Source organism: Pantoea sp. PNA 03-3 (genome assembly GCF_003201175.1).
Lineage (GTDB): Bacteria > Pseudomonadota > Gammaproteobacteria > Enterobacterales > Enterobacteriaceae > Pantoea > Pantoea stewartii.
The window spans coordinates 535,259-550,756 of record NZ_QICO01000003.1; the positions used below are offsets into that span (position 1 = coordinate 535,259).

The window sequence follows — 15,498 nt, forward strand, 5'->3', positions numbered from 1 at the left end:
TCATTCACAGAGCAGGGCCGTTTTCTGTCAGCTTTTACTTGCCAGCATCAGTTCCCAGCTTCCTGCCTGTAACGCATTCCGTCCTGCGGCATTTAACTGATCATCTGTCACAATCACATCAAACTTTTCCAGCGGTAAGGCCAGCCACGTCGCGATTTTATCGTATTTCGAGCTGTCGCTGAGCAGCACGCGTTTGCTGCTGACGTCACACACGGCCTGTTTAACCGCTACCTTGTCTTCATCCGGCGTAAACAAACCGCGCAATCCCCAACTGGAAGTGGAGACAAAGGCAATGTCAATTGCCAGTTGCCGCAGGTGGCGTGCGGCTGCATCGCCAATGCAGGAACGGTTATCCCGACAGACGGTGCCACCGGTATGAATCACCCGGCAGCGGCTCGCCTCCATCAGCAAATTGGTCACCATAAAATCATTGGTGACCACTAACAGGTCCTCCCTGTCGGCAATTTCCCGCGCCAGCGCCAGTGTGGTCGTACCGGCATCCAGATAAATACAGCTGTCAGGCGGAATCAGCTGAGCGGCCAATTTGCCGATAGCGTTTTTTTCTTCATTACACAGCGCGGTCTTGGTCAGGTGCGAGGGTTCGCTCGCCAGGCGGTTAGCGGAGCGCACGCCACCGGAAACCGACAGCACCGCGCCCTGTTCCTCCAGCTTCTGCACGTCCCGACGAATCGTCATGTGTGACACGCCAAAACGCTCGGTCAGTTCGGCGATGCTCATTACGCCGCGCTCGGCCACCAGTGCCAGAATCTGTTGATGACGCTCAACGGGGATCATATACACCTCGGTTTATCATTTTTTCACATTGTAGGGGATGCCTTCACAAAGACGCACGGAAATTTTGCACCAGCTCCCCTTTGCTGGTGGCGATTTGACCGCGATACCTGGTAATAACAGTTACGTGGTTGATGTGAATAAATGTTCAACTGCGGCCTTATGAAGTTAATTTATGTGAAATACGGCACGTTTTTACCTTCACTTTACTGCCACTATTAACAGCAGAGACCAAAAATTCACTTAATTTAACAAGGGAGGCCACCGATGCCCGCTTCAAAGATCTGTGTCATAGGTTTAGGCTCAATGGGAATGGGCGCGGCGCAGTCCTGCATCCGGGCTGGGCTGGCGACATGGGGCGTTGATCTGAATCCGCAGGCCTGCGAAACGCTGCGCCAGGCAGGCGCGCGTGACGCGCAGTCGTCGGCTCATGCCTTTGCCGAACACCTGGATGCTGTCCTGTTGCTGGTCGTGAATGCCCGGCAGGTTAATGCGATTCTGTTTGGCGAGCAGGGGCTGGCGGCCAGGCTGAAACCGGGCACGGCGGTGATGGTATCCTCCACCTTGTCCGCGCAGGATGCGCAGCAGATCGCCGCCAGACTGGCGGACTGTCAGTTGCTGATGCTGGATGCGCCAGTGTCCGGCGGGGCCGCCAAAGCGGCCAGTGGCGAGATGACCGTGATGGCATCCGGGAGCGATGCGGCCTTTGCGGCTTTGCAACCGGTACTGGATGCGGTCGCCGCAAAGGTTTACCGCGTCGGCACGGAAATCGGTCAGGGATCGACAGTCAAAATCATTCATCAGCTGCTGGCGGGCGTGCACATTGCCGCCGGGGCCGAAGCCATGGCGCTGGCCGCCCGCGCCGGGATTCCGCTCGATACGATGTATGAGGTGGTCACTAACGCAGCGGGCAACTCATGGATGTTTGAAAACCGTATGCGCCATGTCGTCGACGGCGACTATCGACCGAAATCCGCAGTGGATATCTTTGTTAAAGACCTGAATCTGGTCGCCGATACGGCGAAAGCCCTGCATTTCCCGCTACCGCTGGCCTCTACCGCGCTGAATATGTTCACTGAGGCCAGCAATGCCGGTTTTGGCCGCGAGGATGACAGTGCGGTGATTAAAATCTTCAGCGGCATTACGCTGCCCCAGCGCGAGGAGGCGATGTGATGCGCTTAGGGGTGATTGCCGACGATTTTACCGGCGCAACCGACATTGCCAGCTTTCTGGTGCAGAACGGGCTTTCTACCATTCAGTTTAACGGCATCCCAGAACAGACAACGGTCCCGGATGCCCAGGCCATTGTGGTCAGCCTGAAATCGCGATCCTGTGCGCCGGCGCTGGCCGTCAGTCATTCGCTTGCGGCGCTGCGCTGGCTGCAGGCGCAAGGCTGTGAGCGCTTTTATTTCAAGTACTGTTCCACGTTCGACAGCACCGCTGCGGGTAACATCGGTCCGGTGACGGATGCGCTCATGGCCGCGCTGAATGAGACGCTGACGGTGATCTGCCCGGCATTGCCGGTCAACGGACGTACCGTTTATCAGGGCTACCTGTTTGTGGGGGAACACCTGCTGTCGGAGTCCGGCATGCGCCATCATCCTGTCACGCCGATGACCGACAGTAACCTGCTAAGGCTGATGGCGTGTCAGAGCACGGGAAAAGCCGGGCTTATTCCGTTAGCCACGGTCGAGCAGGGCGCAGGCGCGATAACAGAGCAACTTGAACATCTGCGTGCTCAGGGCGTGAACTATGCCGTAATCGACACGCTTACTGAGCAGCATCTGCTGAATCAGGGCGAAGCGCTGACGTCGATGCGGCTGGTCACGGGCGGCTCCGGGCTGGCAATTGGCCTGGCGCGCCAGTGGTCAACATCTGGCTGCGACGATGGTCAGGCGCAGCGCGCGGGCTATCCGCAAGGGCAGCGGGCCGTGGTGCTTTCGGGTTCCTGTTCACCAATGACCAACCGCCAGGTCAACGCGTATCGCCAGCAGGCACCCGCCCGGGAAATTCACGTTGAGCGCTGCCTCAACGATGAACAGTACGCCGGGGCGCTGTGCGACTGGGTCGTTGAGCATGCCGACGGGCCGCTGGCCCCGATGCTCTTTGCCACTGCGGATGCGCAACAGCTGCAGTCGATCCAGCAGCATTTCGGTGCACAGCGCAGCAGTGAGGCGGTAGAGCAACTGTTTGCTCAGGTGGCGAGAGATCTGCAATCCCGCGGCTGGCAGCGCTTTATCGTGGCGGGCGGCGAAACCTCGGGCGTGGTCGCCCAAAGCCTGGGCGTGACCGCCTTCCATATTGGTCCGGTGATTTCGCCCGGTGTGCCCTGGGTCAGAGATATCCAGCAGCCGCTGTCACTGGCGCTGAAGTCTGGCAATTTTGGCGATGAGCAGTTCTTCCGCCGCGCACAAACGGAGTTTTCACATGACTGAACAACAGGCCCGCGAAGAGATGGTCAGACTGGGTGCCTCGTTCTTCCAGCGTGGTTACGCCACCGGCTCGGCCGGTAATCTGTCGCTGCTGCTGGACGACGGCACCTTACTGGCAACGCCCACGGGGTCCTGCCTGGGCGAACTGGATGCGGAGCGTCTGTCTAACGTGACGTTACAGGGGGAGTGGATAGCCGGGGATAAACCGTCGAAAGAGATCGCCTTTCACCGGGCGCTATACCTGAATAATCCGGACTGTCGGGCGGTGGTTCACCTGCACAGTCACTACCTGACCGCGCTTTCCTGCCTGCAACATCTGGACAGCCAGAACTGCATCCGCCCGTTCACGCCCTATGTGGTGATGCGGGTCGGCGATGTACCGGTGGTGCCGTATTATAAACCGGGTGATGCGCGGCTGGCGGAGGATCTGGCGCTGCTTGCCCCGCGTTACCGCGCCTTCCTGCTGGCAAACCATGGTCCGGTGGTGGTCGGCAAAACCTTGCGCGAAGCGGCGGATAATACCGAGGAGCTGGAAGAAACGGCGCGTCTGATGTTTACCCTGGGCGATCGCGCCATTCGTTATTTAAACGCCGACGACGTCGCTGAACTCAGGAGCCGGTAATGCCAAAGTTTGCAGCTAACTTATCTACCCAGTTCAACGAAATGCCTTTTCTGCAACGCTTTGCCGCGGCGGCACAGGCGGGCTTCAGCGCGGTCGAGTTTCTGTTTCCCTACGAATATCCGGCTGAGCAACTGAAAGCGCTGCTGGCGGATAACGGGCTTAAACTGGTGCTGTTTAACACCGCACCGGGCAACATTGACGCGGGGGAATGGGGCGTTTCGGCTATTCCCGGACGGGAAGCCGACGCGCGCGCAGATATCGACCGGGCGCTGGCATATGCACGGGCGCTGGATTGCCCACAGGTGCATATCATGGCCGCAACGGTGCCGCCGGGTGCCGATCGCCAGCGCTATGTCGAGACATTCATCCGCAACATGCGCTACGCGGCAGAACGATTTGCCCCGTATAACATCCGCTTGTTGATCGAAGCCCTTAATCCCACGACCAAACCGCACTATCTCTATGCCAGCCAGTATCAGACGCTGGAGATAGTCGACCTTATCGACCGGCCCAACGTATTCACCCAACTGGATCTGTTTCATGCCCAGATCGTGGACGGCAATCTCAGCCATCTGATTCGCCATTACGCCGGACGTTATCGCCATGTGCAAATCGCCGCCGCGCCCAGTCGACATGAACCTGACGAGGGCGAGATCAACTACCCCTGGCTGTTCAGCCTGTTAGATGAGGTGGGCTACGACGGTTGGGTCGGCTGCGAATATTTCCCGCGCGGCGACACCGTAGAGGGACTGAGCTGGCTGGCGCCCTGGATGAAAAACCGCTGAGTTAACGTGAAAAAATCACACCGGTGCTGCGGTACCGGTGCCATTCTGCTTGTCTCTGAAACGGAGCGGCGCCAGGTTGAGCTTTAACGAAAAAGCGCGAAAAAAGATAACTATTCCAGAGGTTTACTATGACGACTGCGTTGCTGTTAGCCATTGCGACCGCCAGCATTGTGATATTGCTGTTGCTGGTCATTAAAGCCAAAGTCCATCCTTTTGTTGCCCTGTTAATTGTCAGTCTGCTGGTGGCCATCGCGACCGGTATTCCGGCTGAAAAAATCATGGAAACCATTATCAGCGGGATGGGCGGACTGCTGGGGCATATCACTATCATTATCGTGCTGGGGGCGATGCTGGGGGCCATTATCGAAGCCTCTGGCGGCGCAGAGTCGCTGGCCCAGCGTTTCAGCAAAACGCTGGGTCTGAAACGTACCGTTGCCGCCCTGACGATGGCTGCCTTTATTTTAGGCATCCCGGTGTTTTTTGAAGTGGGCTTTATCATTGTCATTCCGCTGATCTACGGCTTTACCAAAGTGGCGCGGGTGTCCCCGCTGAAGTTTGGCTTACCGATGGCGGGCGTCATGCTGACTGTGCATGTGGCGCTGCCGACGCACCCTGGCGCCGCCGCCGCCGCGGCCATTTTGCATACTGATATGGGCTGGCTGATGATGCTGGGAATTCTGGTCTCGGTGCCGGTCGGTATCCTCGGCTATTACGTGGCAAAGGCAATGAACCGTCGGCAGTACCACCTGTCGGTTGAGGTACTGGAACAGTTGCAGATGGCGAAGCCGGAAGGGGTACAGAAGAAAAATGAACCCGCACCGCCGGGCGCGCTGACCATCAGCGGTCTGATCGTCGTCCCGATTGTGCTGATCGTGGCAGGCACGCTGTCGCACTCGCTGCTGACGGAAGACAGCCTGCTGCGGAAGGTGATGACGGTTATTGGCACCCCGCCTATTGCGCTGCTGATCGCCCTGGGACTGGCCGCCTGGCTACTGGGCCTGCGTCGTGGCTGGAGCAAGGACAAGCTGGAGGACCTGACCGGTCGCGCCATTCCGGGATCGGCCAGCGTGATTCTGGTGGCGGGCGCGGGCGGGGCGTTTGGTAAGGTACTGGTGGAGTCCGGTGTCGGCAACGCGCTGGCGCGGGCGCTGGAAACGCTGCATTTGCCCCTGATTCCTGCCGCGTTTATTCTGTCGCTGGCGCTACGCGCTTCGCAGGGCTCGGCAACCGTGGCGATCCTCACGACCAGCGGATTACTGACCCAGGCCGTGACTGGCATAGATGATATGCACCGTGTACTGGTCACGCTGGCGGCGTGCTTCGGCGGTCTGGGCCTGTCGCACGTGAATGATGCAGGTTTCTGGGTGGTAACGCGCTATCTGGGCCTGTCGGTGGCGGACGGTTTAAAAACCTGGACGGTACTGACGACCCTGATGGGGCTGAGCGGCTTTGCCCTGACCTGGGCGCTGTGGTGGGTAATCTGATATACAAACCGGGAGGGCGACAGGCCTTCCCGATCTGCCGGGACGTCAGGACACCAGTTCCTGCGCGTACCGGTACAACGCTTTAAGCTGAGACAGTTTTTCCGCGTCCCCTTCGTGCAGGCTGGCCAGCGATTCCAGCTCCATCAGAAAAGCCTGCACTTTTTCTGGATTCAGAACCTCACGGCGATGCTGCAGCCAGCGCTGCTGTTCGGCATCATCCAGCGTACCGGGGAAATTACGGGCGCGATAACGAAACAGCAGTTTTTCCACCCGCGGGCTGTCAAATGTCAGATTGAGCGCAGGCAGATTGGCAGGCGCGGTCTGGCGGATGATGTTCATTCCGGCGCGGTCGGCATCGCTAAAGAAACCGTCATAGAGCTGCGTGTCGACATCCTCTGACGGCGCAAAAGGTTCCGCCTCAGCAAAAATAGCCACCAGTTTTTCACGTACGTCAGGATGCTGACGCAGCGTGGCCAGATTATCCAGGCAGAACTGACGATCAATACCCAGCCGCCCGGCATCTTCCGGACGCAAGGTATTAGCGGGTGCCAGCACCGGACACTTATTGATGTGCACCAGTTTCACCGGCACAGCAGGCTGATCGCCCAGCTCGCTTTTAGGTGTGTACAGGCGCTCGCGCAAACTGTCCGCATCCAGCGTCAGCAGGGGCGCAATATCCCCGGCCAAATCCACCACGATCAACGCATTGCGGTTGTCCGGATGCCAGGCAAGCGGCACCACCCAGCTGGTATTGCCGCGCGCCGCGCCAAACATGCCAGAAACATGGACCAGCGGCTTCATCTGCGGGATGTCGATCAGGGTCATCAGTTTGTTTTTGTTGCGATGCGTAAACAAAAACTCAAACAGTTTTGGCTGTTTTTCTTTCACCAGTTTCGCCATTGCCAGCGTGGCATAGACATCCGACATCGCATCATGGGCGTTTTCGTGCGCCACGCCGTTGGCTTTGGTCAGATGCTCCAGCCGGAAGCTGGGAAAGCCGTCATCATTCTCTGGCCAGTTAATACCTTCCGGGCGCAGCGCATAACAGGCGCGCATCACGTCCAGCAAATCCCAGCGGGAATTACCGTTTTGCCAGCTCCAGCCGTACGGATCGTAGAAGTTGCGGTAAAAGATATTGCGCGTCACTTCATCGTCAAAGCGCACGTTGTTATAACCCACGACGCAGGTTTGTTCGGTGGTAAACAGCGCATGAATACGGGCAGCAAACTCGGCCTCGTTCACGCCCCGGGAGGCGGCTAATTGCGGCGTAATACCGGTGATCATGACCGCTTCAGGCTGGGGCAGGTAATCATCCGGTGGGCGGCAGTAGAATACCTCTGGCTCGCCAATCGGATTGAACTCGCTGTCGGTGCGCAAACCGGCAAACTGTGCCGGACGATCCCGTTGCGGGCTGGTGCCGAAGGTTTCGTAATCGTGAAAGAGGAACGTGAGTTGTGCGCGATCGTTTTTCAATGTTCATTACCATTCATGTATGTTCATTAATTATATGAAATAAAAAGATAATTATCGATTTTTTTCCTTTGCTTGTTCACTTTGGCCACCACCGGTTCGCCGTCGTTTAAATTTTTCATATCCTGTGTTGTACCGAGCCGATTTTTCTGTGTACCAAACATATTTTGATTTAAGTGACATAAGACTGTGTTCCATACAGGGTAAAGCATATTCCGGCCCATCTAAAGTTGCAGATACCGGCGGCCAGGGTACACGCATTTCATTAAAACCGTGATTCGTTTTCGGTATGGTTTCAGAATTGCCAATGGTAAGGGAAAGGACATCTTGCAGGGAGGCGGTCCCATAGCAGGACGTGCCGCTTATGGAAAGCAACGTGCCGTTTTTATTGCCTTGTGATGACAGTTAAACGCTGGACGCCGCGTTTGTGTGCAATTATTCTGGCGGCCGGTTGGGGTCATAGCCGAATGCCTTGTCTCGTCCGTTGGTATGCTCATACGCTACTGGCGCAGAAGAGACGCGAACGCGTGCCCGCGTCGTTGCAGGCTTACGACAACAATGCTTCTGGCTCCATCGCAGACCAGCAGGTCGTTTAAGCCGTCGCGCGATCATTCCATGCGTCGCGGAAGATAATATTTCCCTCTACATATTTCCAGGTAATCGCCTCATAGCGCATCTCCAGTGTTTCCAGATGAGTGCTGCTCATCCCATTCGGTGCGAGGTAGGGCGAAACAGTCGTTATTTTGACATTTTCTAAGATAATATTGAAATAGTCGACTTCTGTACCAGAATCCAGAATATGATACATTTTAATTGTAGCCTTCTTCATAGGACGACCCTGGCATACAGCGCGATATAAAATGGGTGTGGTTCTGTCAAATTCTTTCACTATTGTAATGGGGCGGTGAATACGGGTCCCAGTTAGTTTCCCCCAACTGGGATCAACCGGAATGGTTACGCCGTGAGAAAAAGATTTTAATTCGATTGAACCTAACCGTAGTGGCATCTGGCAACTACCAACAATGGGTGAGCCGTTTTCATCTTCAAGCCATAAATGTGCGGGGGTAGTCATATGATTTCCTTAAATTATTTATGTTAAAAATCACCGTTCAAAACGGAAAAGAATGAACAAAAAAACAGAGAAATAAGCCATAGTGGAGCTTTTGGGAAAAAACTGACCTGTATTACAGAAAATATGAGAGTTAACACGGTTGGAGTGTACTGCAATACCAATGGTTTTAATATTATCATAAGGGCTCTTTTTAACAGGTCCATAAGTATTATCCAGCCATGCTGGAAATGATATCGACGATTTCATCATCAGTGAAAATCTGAGTTTTAATATGTCTAATGCGCTCAAATAATGACTCTATTAAGAAATACATCATTCCGGGTTCATTTTTATATAAATCAGAGTAATAAGCCGTATTTATAAATTGAAGACGGTTCGCACTGTTTGCCGATTTCTGAACAACGCCATAAACACCAGAAAATCCTGCAACCACACCTGCGTGTCGACCAGTCAATGCACTCATTTGGAGATTCAAATTCATACCGGTGGCGGCGGCTGATGCCGTTGCTAATGCAAAACCGGTATTTGTCAGATAACTGGCTGCAACATGAACATTCACAGCCACAAGGGATGTTTTTATGTATTGCAATTGACTGTTTATTTTGTTTTTAAATGAGAAACTTTTGTTCATATTAACGTATGGTTGTTGGGTTACCGAGTAACCCATTGAATTATTGATGCCAGGCATTTACGCTAAAATTTTCATCTTCAAGACACAAGTGCATGTGAACAGATGTCTCACTTCCTTGTCATGAAAAAATCACCATTTAAAATACTTCACAAAGATAAAAATGATGAATATAGCGAAAATACCCACAGGCCATAGAGGTCCATCAGGAAATATCTGGAAGAAAACAACTGCAAATATTAGAACGCAAGCGGGTGGTGCATGAAGCGAAAACAGCTGTTGAAACAGCCACAGAAAAGTTTTCTTAATAAATGACATCACGGCTACCTAATCATCCTTTCAATGATATTAGCAATATCTGCCTCTGATGCCCGTTGAGCCGGGAACGCGTCGGCACGGATAAATAAGGGCTCAACCAGAAAGTAGAGCATCTCAAGCTCATTAGCATATAGTGTCGAAAAGAATGCTGGATAGCTCATTCGAAGACGGTCAGCACTCTCTGCGGCCTTCTGCACAATGCCATACATTCCCGCATATGCTACTACTACACTCGCTGTACGACCAGCAATAGCGCCCATGTTAAGACTCAGATTCAAGCCGATTGAAACACATGTTGCCACTGCAAAAGCAAATCCAGATTTAGTTAAAGAGTTTGCTGCGATATAAATATTAACAGTCATTAGAATTTCTTTGATACATTCTATTTGATCGGGTGTTTTTTGCTTGAGTATCTCCTCAAAATAAAAATAAAATATCTTATGAATAACCTCTTCATGCTGTAAAAAATGATAGAGACCTTTAGTAAATCTTACATCTTCATTCCGCTGTTTTTTACACACATCCTGGTATTGCTGAGTAAAGCACGATGTGTAATAAATGGCCCTTTTGGCACCTGCGCCAATCGTATTAATCTGCTTTGAAACAGAATCCATCACACCTGTTAACGCACGATCTAATTTAGAGGCTAATATGTTATTAGCTTGCAAATAATTTATTATCTCATCCCTGTAATACATTTCCTTGTCCTTTTCGATGTCCATTGATGTTCGTATTAACCGCTCGCCTTAAGGATCTGCTGCGAGGTTAATGAAAACTTTTTGACCATATTGGTGTGTAATTATTAGTCTGTTAAGTAAGCGGATGGATTTTTAAAGCAAAAGTACTCACGCGAAAATGATTAAATTTCACTGACTCTACAAATCTCTCCACCATAGCGGCTTGATCTAAATCATGTGTTGGCTTTTGCCAGAGTCGGTTCGTTGTCTTTAAAGGTTATTTCATTCAATATTTATTACTGAAGCGATTTTTCTGTGTAAAAAAATCAGGATGATGTTGAGTGGCACAAAACGCGGTGGCACAGAGGATAAATCCGCTTCCGGTCGGTTCGTAACGGCAGACTCTGACGGTCACGACGGGCGCATTTCTTCACAAAGCGTGACGGTGTGTAAAAGATCATATGCTTGTATCATCCTTTACATTGTGATGTTCAGCTGACGGGGCATTTAAGACGATGAGGGTTATGCAACGGTTTACCTTCCTTGATGGAGTCAGGGCGTAGATTCCGAAACAGAATTAAGAAAGACATCTGCCTGATTCCTGATGATGACGTTCAGACCAAAATACTGGCGCAGAGCTAACCATACCGCTAAAAAGTGGATCAAACCCAGGGTGTCCTCGATTTATCAAATACTGATCGGCAAAGAAACGGCCGGGGCGGGTTAACGATGCCTGGCGCGTCAGTAAGAAACACCCTGGCAGGGATATGACCTCAACGAAAGACCTGACAGCGCAAAGCTCGTACCTCCAGTAAGTATTTAACGTCGCCCTTAAACGTTCGTCAGAGGGGGACACAGCGGGCGAACTCTTCCCGGAGCGCGAAGCATTTCCCTCAACCAAAAAGTGAATTCAGAGGCGGGCACGTCGCTGTCCTGTCTGCAAAAAATCAACGTTCAGGATAGTCGTCTGCGTGCCTGAGTACAACTGCCAGGGCGCAGGCTGTTGAATGGTGCGCAGCAGTTCATACTTTTTTTCAATTTATTTAAACCTTATTAAGGGTTTTGCCGTAAAACGTCCCGCTGTTCATGTCCGTTTTACTTGCTCAACTAAGGATGAAGTGTTGAAAAGGCGTCTGTTAATTACCGTAACTGTTTTTTGGGCTTCGCTGGCGCAGGCCGACGATATGCCATTTCCTGTGACGCCACCGGCGATTGATGCAGCCTCCTGGGTGCTGATGGACGCCACCACGGGGCAGGTGCTGACCGCGGGCAATCCCGACGAGCGCCGGAATCCCGCCAGTCTGACCAAGCTGATGACCGGCTATGTGGTCGACCGCGCGATCGACCAAAAGAAAATTACCCGCGACGACATGGTGACGGTGGGAAAAGATGCCTGGGCAGCAGGCAATCCGGTCTTTAAAGGCTCCTCACTGATGTTTCTCAAGCCCGGTGATAAGTTAAGCGTGCGTGATCTCAGCCGCGGCGTGATCATTGATTCAGGCAATGACGCCTGCGTTGCGCTGGCGGATTACGTGGCCGGTAGCCAGGACAACTTTGTTAAGTTAATGAACCACTACGTGGAGAAACTGGGGCTGACGAATACCCATTTCGAAACCGTACACGGTCTGGATGCGCCGGGGCAATATTCCAGCGCACTGGATATGGCAAAACTGTCGCGCGCCATTATTGATGGCGAGCCCGATTTCTATGCCATGTACCGTGAAAAAACCCTCACCTGGAACGGCATTACCCAGAACAACCGTAACGGCCTGCTGTGGGACAACAACCTGCACGTCGATGGCCTGAAAACGGGCCATACTGAAACGGCGGGTTTCAATATCATTGCCTCCAACATTGTGGGTCAGCACCGCCTGATTGCCGTCATCATGGGCGGGAAAAGTGCGAAAGGGCGTGAAGAGCAGGCGCGCAAGCTGCTGGTCTGGGGCCAGAATACGTTTGATACCGTACAACTGTTCCATGCCGGTAAGAAAATTGGCAGTGAACATGTCTGGTACGGTAATCCGCACCAGGTTGACGTGGGCACGGCAAACGATGTTTATCTGTCACTGCCGCGCAGCGAAATCCCGAACGTCAAAGCCAAATACGTGATCAACCGTACCGACCTGGAAGCGCCACTTAAAGCCAATGAGAATATTGGTGAAATCCAGGTGATGGACAAGGACAAGCAGATCGCCAGCTATCCGCTGGTGGCACTCACCGCCGTTAACGAGGCGGGCGTAGTGAGCCGCATCACGGACTACCTGAAACGCAAGTTCTAATCGTTACGTCCCTGCTTCGCCTTCGCGGGGCAGGGATGAACCCGCTATCGTGCGTCATGTGGTGTCGTCGTGGTGAATTTTGCTGATTTCCGGGGCAGGGTTGTTGATAATGGTCCGCTCAACGCTGTACAAGCGAAAACATTGACGGCGCGCCAGGATCGGCAGGGCGCGACGCGTAGAATCATTTTTTTACCAGCGGACAAGCGACTTTGCGCTCTGATAAACCCATCTCAAATCTGGAATTCTGGTTATATCGTCATTACCGCAGCGTGCACGGGTTACGCATCGCAGTGGCGTTTCTGTGTGCGTTTCTGCTTGTCCGCGTCACGGGCATTCCCGAAGGCACCTGGCCTTTGATTACCCTGGTTGTGGTGATGGGGCCGATCTCAACCTGGGGAAACGTCTTCCCGCGCGCCATTCAACGCATTGGCGGAACGATTGCCGGGTCAATCTCTGGTCTTATCGCCCTCAGGCTGGAGATGATTTCGCTGCCCGGCATGCTGGCATGGTGCGCAGTGATCATGTTTATCAGCGGCTATCTGACGCTGGGGAAACACCCTTACATGGCATTGCTGATTGGCATCACGCTGTGCGTGGTTGTAGGCGCGCCAATGGGGGATTTCACCGTGGCGATGTGGCGCGGTGGCGATGTCATTTTAGGATCGTTACTGGCGCTGTTATTTACGGCCATATGGGCGCAGCGTGCGTATATTCACTGGCGTATTCAGCTGTCAGATACGCTGGCAGAAATGGCCAAAATCTACCATGCAGGGTTTTCCGCCAACCTCGTGGAAAAGCCCCGGCTGAACAAACCGCTGGGCAAACTGCTCACCAGCGTGGTGAAAATGCGTGCCCTGCTGGAGCCGTCCAGTAAAGAAACCCGCATCCCCAAATCGGTGTTTGAAGCGATACAGACGTTGAACCGTAATATGGTGTACACCATTGAGATGCAAATTAATGCCTGGTGGGCATCACGCGAAAGTCATCTGATCATGCTGAATGCTCCGACGTTACGCCGCACGCAGGAGATGACCGAAAACGCGCTGCGAACCTTATCGGTCATGGCTGTGAAGGGGGAAACCTACGACATCATCGCGGCCAATCATGAGTTAACGGAAATCGTCAAAGAGCTTAAGCAGTTGATCGCTGACGGGAGTGACCGTCTGGAAGAAGCGCCGATTTATGGCTATGTCTGGCTGAGTCTGGAGCTGGCGAAGCAGCTGGAACGCATGACGGATTTGATGCGCCTGGCGCTGCGTAAATAATCACCTCAGACAATGACTTAATGCGAAACCCGGTTTTTTTGCGCTAAGATAAGAGCCAGTCCGAATTTAGCTGTGAGAATTGCCCACAAGGCTGGCTGGCCGCTAAGCTGATCGTTTTGACTCTCTCCCTGCTTTAGCAGGCTTAAAGAAAGGTGCCATCATGGAAAATGCCAAGCAATCATTTCAGGACGTACTTGAGTTTGTCCGTACGTTCCGCCGCAAGAACAAACTGCAGCGTGAAATCGTCGATAATGAGAAGAAAATTCGTGACAACCAAAAGCGTGTGCTGCTGCTGGATAACCTGAGCGAATACATCAAACCCGGCATGAGCGTTGAGGCGATTCAGGAAATCATCGCCAGCATGCGTGCCGACTATGAAGATCGCGTGGATGAGTACATCATCAAAAACGCTGACCTGTCTAAAGAGCGCCGCGAGCTGTCTAAAAAGCTCAAGACCATGGGCGTGGGCGAGACGAAAACGCCATAAGGCAACGCGTATTATCGCTGATAACCAGCCCGCTCCAACCATCCGGTTGGGCGGGTTTTTTTGCGTCCGCGATCAGCGGGACAGCTTGCGGGCAATCTGCTGTAACTGACGGGCCAGCGCGGATAAATCTGCGTCTTTGCTGGCCGGCGCGGCGGTGGTTTCCCGCACGACCAGTACCGGCTCCAGCGTCCGTGATGCGACCGCTTCCCCCTGCAGCGCGGCCAGCGCCTGCTCCACGCTCGTGGCACCCAGTTGCTGGAGATCCTGACGAATCGTGGTCAGCGGCGGCTGGTACCAGGCGCTTTCTGCCGTGTCATCGTAGCCGACAATGGAGATTTCAGCCGGAATCGCCACGCCATGCTGATGCAATGCCCGCATGGCACCCAGCGCCATTTCATCATTCGCTACCAGCAGCGCCTGGGGCAGCGCGTCCGGTAACTGAGACAGCATAGCCTGGTAGCCCGACTGGGCACTCCAGTCGCCGCGCAGCACACAACAGGGAGACAGACCGTGCCCGGCCAGCGCCTGGCGCCAGACCGCTTCACGCTGACGGGCCGATACCGAGCGAACCGGACCATTCAGCAGGCCGATGTGCGTATGTCCGAGCGCGACGAGATGCTCAACCGCGGCCCGCGCCCCTTTTTCATTGGAGTACTGGCAATGAGACACAACGGCGTGCGGTTCAGCATCCAGAAACAGCACCGGTTTTTTGCCACACAGACGACGGATTTTTTCCGCGTCGGCGGCCTCAAGCGGCATATTAATCAGCACGGCATCAACGCGCTGCGCCATCAGTTCATTCACCGTGGCTTCGGCATCGTCCGCGCTGTCCATGGCAATAACTAAATGGTAGCCGGCTCTGGCGGCGCGCTGCTGTATTGCCGAGGCAATCTGCGCTGGGGCCATTAACGCCAGATTGCTGGTGGCCAGGCCAAGGGTCCGCGTGGCTTTACCCGCTAACTGCTGCGCAACCCGATTGGGAACGTAGTTGAGCTGTTGCATCGCCGCTTCCACTTTTTCGCGGGTACGGGGAGAAACCTGCTCAGAGCGGTTAAGCACACGAGAAACGGTTTGATAGGAAACGCCCGCCAGTTGGGCAACATCATCAAGGGTCACAGAGCGGGACGTCATTCTTCCTCCAAAAGATGAGGCAGCGAGTGTAACAAATTTCCGTTACCCACGCGTCG

14 protein-coding genes are annotated in these 15,498 nt (G+C 53.7%); 8 read left to right on the forward strand and 6 right to left on the reverse strand.

Annotated features, from left to right (window positions below; genetic code table 11):
* Positions 1 to 27: 27 nt before the first annotated feature.
* On the reverse strand, positions 28 to 795 hold the full coding sequence (gene ygbI / locus C7433_RS12210) for a DNA-binding transcriptional repressor YgbI (protein ID WP_006119819.1): 768 nt from the start codon (positions 793 to 795) through the stop codon (positions 28 to 30).
* A gap of 264 nt (positions 796 to 1,059) precedes the next feature.
* Between ygbI and ltnD the strand changes: the two genes are divergently transcribed.
* From ltnD to C7433_RS12235, 5 genes are all read left to right on the forward strand, one after another.
* Positions 1,060 to 1,965, forward strand: coding sequence for an L-threonate dehydrogenase (ltnD, locus tag C7433_RS12215; protein WP_033740433.1), 906 nt, complete (start codon positions 1,060 to 1,062; stop codon positions 1,963 to 1,965).
* Entirely contained in the window at positions 1,965 to 3,227 is a 1,263-nt protein-coding gene (gene otnK / locus C7433_RS12220; protein ID WP_110268256.1) for a 3-oxo-tetronate kinase, read from the forward strand. Before ltnD ends, otnK begins: the two co-directional genes overlap by 1 nt.
* A complete protein-coding gene (locus C7433_RS12225) occupies positions 3,220 to 3,846 on the forward strand; it encodes an aldolase (RefSeq protein ID WP_110268257.1) in 627 nt (208 codons plus the stop codon). Before otnK ends, C7433_RS12225 begins: the two co-directional genes overlap by 8 nt.
* Positions 3,846 to 4,631: an HPr family phosphocarrier protein gene (locus C7433_RS12230; RefSeq protein ID WP_110268258.1), complete on the forward strand. Its 786-nt coding sequence runs from the start codon at positions 3,846 to 3,848 to the stop codon at positions 4,629 to 4,631. The genes C7433_RS12225 and C7433_RS12230 overlap by 1 nt, the downstream gene beginning before the upstream one ends.
* Positions 4,632 to 4,759: 128 nt before the next feature.
* Complete coding sequence (locus C7433_RS12235; RefSeq protein WP_054633499.1) at positions 4,760 to 6,115, forward strand: GntP family transporter; 1,356 nt, start codon at positions 4,760 to 4,762, stop codon at positions 6,113 to 6,115.
* A 45-nt stretch (positions 6,116 to 6,160) separates the two neighbouring features.
* Here the strand turns inward: C7433_RS12235 and sbcB are convergent, their stop codons facing one another.
* The 4 genes from sbcB to C7433_RS12265 all read right to left on the reverse strand — a co-directional run bounded on the left by sbcB (position 6,161) and on the right by C7433_RS12265 (position 10,301).
* On the reverse strand, positions 6,161 to 7,588 hold the full coding sequence (gene sbcB, locus C7433_RS12240) for an exodeoxyribonuclease I (RefSeq protein ID WP_110268259.1): 1,428 nt from the start codon (positions 7,586 to 7,588) through the stop codon (positions 6,161 to 6,163).
* A gap of 589 nt (positions 7,589 to 8,177) precedes the next feature.
* Positions 8,178 to 8,657, reverse strand: coding sequence for a type VI secretion system tube protein TssD (locus tag C7433_RS12245; protein WP_110268260.1), 480 nt, complete (start codon positions 8,655 to 8,657; stop codon positions 8,178 to 8,180).
* A 208-nt stretch (positions 8,658 to 8,865) separates the two neighbouring features.
* Complete coding sequence (locus tag C7433_RS12255) at positions 8,866 to 9,345, reverse strand: hypothetical protein (RefSeq protein ID WP_146212562.1); 480 nt, start codon at positions 9,343 to 9,345, stop codon at positions 8,866 to 8,868.
* A gap of 263 nt (positions 9,346 to 9,608) precedes the next feature.
* The gene (locus C7433_RS12265; protein ID WP_110268329.1) at positions 9,609 to 10,301 is read right to left on the reverse strand and encodes a hypothetical protein; all 693 of its coding nucleotides are present in this window, start codon (positions 10,299 to 10,301) and stop codon (positions 9,609 to 9,611) included.
* Positions 10,302 to 11,401: 1,100 nt separating this feature from the next.
* On the opposite strand from C7433_RS12265, the gene dacD reads away from it, so the two are divergent.
* The 3 genes from dacD to tmaR all read left to right on the forward strand — a co-directional run bounded on the left by dacD (position 11,402) and on the right by tmaR (position 14,311).
* Entirely contained in the window at positions 11,402 to 12,559 is a 1,158-nt protein-coding gene (gene dacD / locus C7433_RS12270; RefSeq protein WP_172913000.1) for a serine-type D-Ala-D-Ala carboxypeptidase DacD, read from the forward strand.
* A gap of 209 nt (positions 12,560 to 12,768) precedes the next feature.
* The gene (locus C7433_RS12275) at positions 12,769 to 13,824 is read left to right on the forward strand and encodes an FUSC family protein (protein ID WP_033740425.1); all 1,056 of its coding nucleotides are present in this window, start codon (positions 12,769 to 12,771) and stop codon (positions 13,822 to 13,824) included.
* A 160-nt stretch (positions 13,825 to 13,984) separates the two neighbouring features.
* The gene (gene tmaR, locus C7433_RS12280; RefSeq protein ID WP_033740422.1) at positions 13,985 to 14,311 is read left to right on the forward strand and encodes a PTS system regulator TmaR; all 327 of its coding nucleotides are present in this window, start codon (positions 13,985 to 13,987) and stop codon (positions 14,309 to 14,311) included.
* A gap of 72 nt (positions 14,312 to 14,383) precedes the next feature.
* Here the strand turns inward: tmaR and C7433_RS12285 are convergent, their stop codons facing one another.
* Entirely contained in the window at positions 14,384 to 15,442 is a 1,059-nt protein-coding gene (locus C7433_RS12285; protein ID WP_033740416.1) for a LacI family DNA-binding transcriptional regulator, read from the reverse strand.
* Between the last annotated feature and the right edge of the window lie 56 nt (positions 15,443 to 15,498).

Excerpts from the sequence above, each read along its gene's own strand:
- ygbI (WP_006119819.1), bottom strand. The coding sequence starts at position 795 with ATGATCCCCGTTGAGCGTCATCAACAGATTCTGGCACTGGTGGCCGAG.
- ltnD (WP_033740433.1), top strand. The coding sequence starts at position 1,060 with ATGCCCGCTTCAAAGATCTGTGTCATAGGTTTAGGCTCAATGGGAATG.
- otnK (WP_110268256.1), top strand. The coding sequence starts at position 1,965 with ATGCGCTTAGGGGTGATTGCCGACGATTTTACCGGCGCAACCGACATT.
- C7433_RS12225 (WP_110268257.1), top strand. The coding sequence starts at position 3,220 with ATGACTGAACAACAGGCCCGCGAAGAGATGGTCAGACTGGGTGCCTCG.
- C7433_RS12230 (WP_110268258.1), top strand. The coding sequence starts at position 3,846 with ATGCCAAAGTTTGCAGCTAACTTATCTACCCAGTTCAACGAAATGCCT.
- C7433_RS12235 (WP_054633499.1), top strand. The coding sequence starts at position 4,760 with ATGACGACTGCGTTGCTGTTAGCCATTGCGACCGCCAGCATTGTGATA.
- C7433_RS12245 (WP_110268260.1), bottom strand. The coding sequence starts at position 8,657 with ATGACTACCCCCGCACATTTATGGCTTGAAGATGAAAACGGCTCACCC.
- C7433_RS12255 (WP_146212562.1), bottom strand. The coding sequence starts at position 9,345 with ATGCCTGGCATCAATAATTCAATGGGTTACTCGGTAACCCAACAACCA.
- C7433_RS12265 (WP_110268329.1), bottom strand. The coding sequence starts at position 10,301 with ATGTATTACAGGGATGAGATAATAAATTATTTGCAAGCTAATAACATA.
- tmaR (WP_033740422.1), top strand. The coding sequence starts at position 13,985 with ATGGAAAATGCCAAGCAATCATTTCAGGACGTACTTGAGTTTGTCCGT.
- C7433_RS12285 (WP_033740416.1), bottom strand. The coding sequence starts at position 15,442 with ATGACGTCCCGCTCTGTGACCCTTGATGATGTTGCCCAACTGGCGGGC.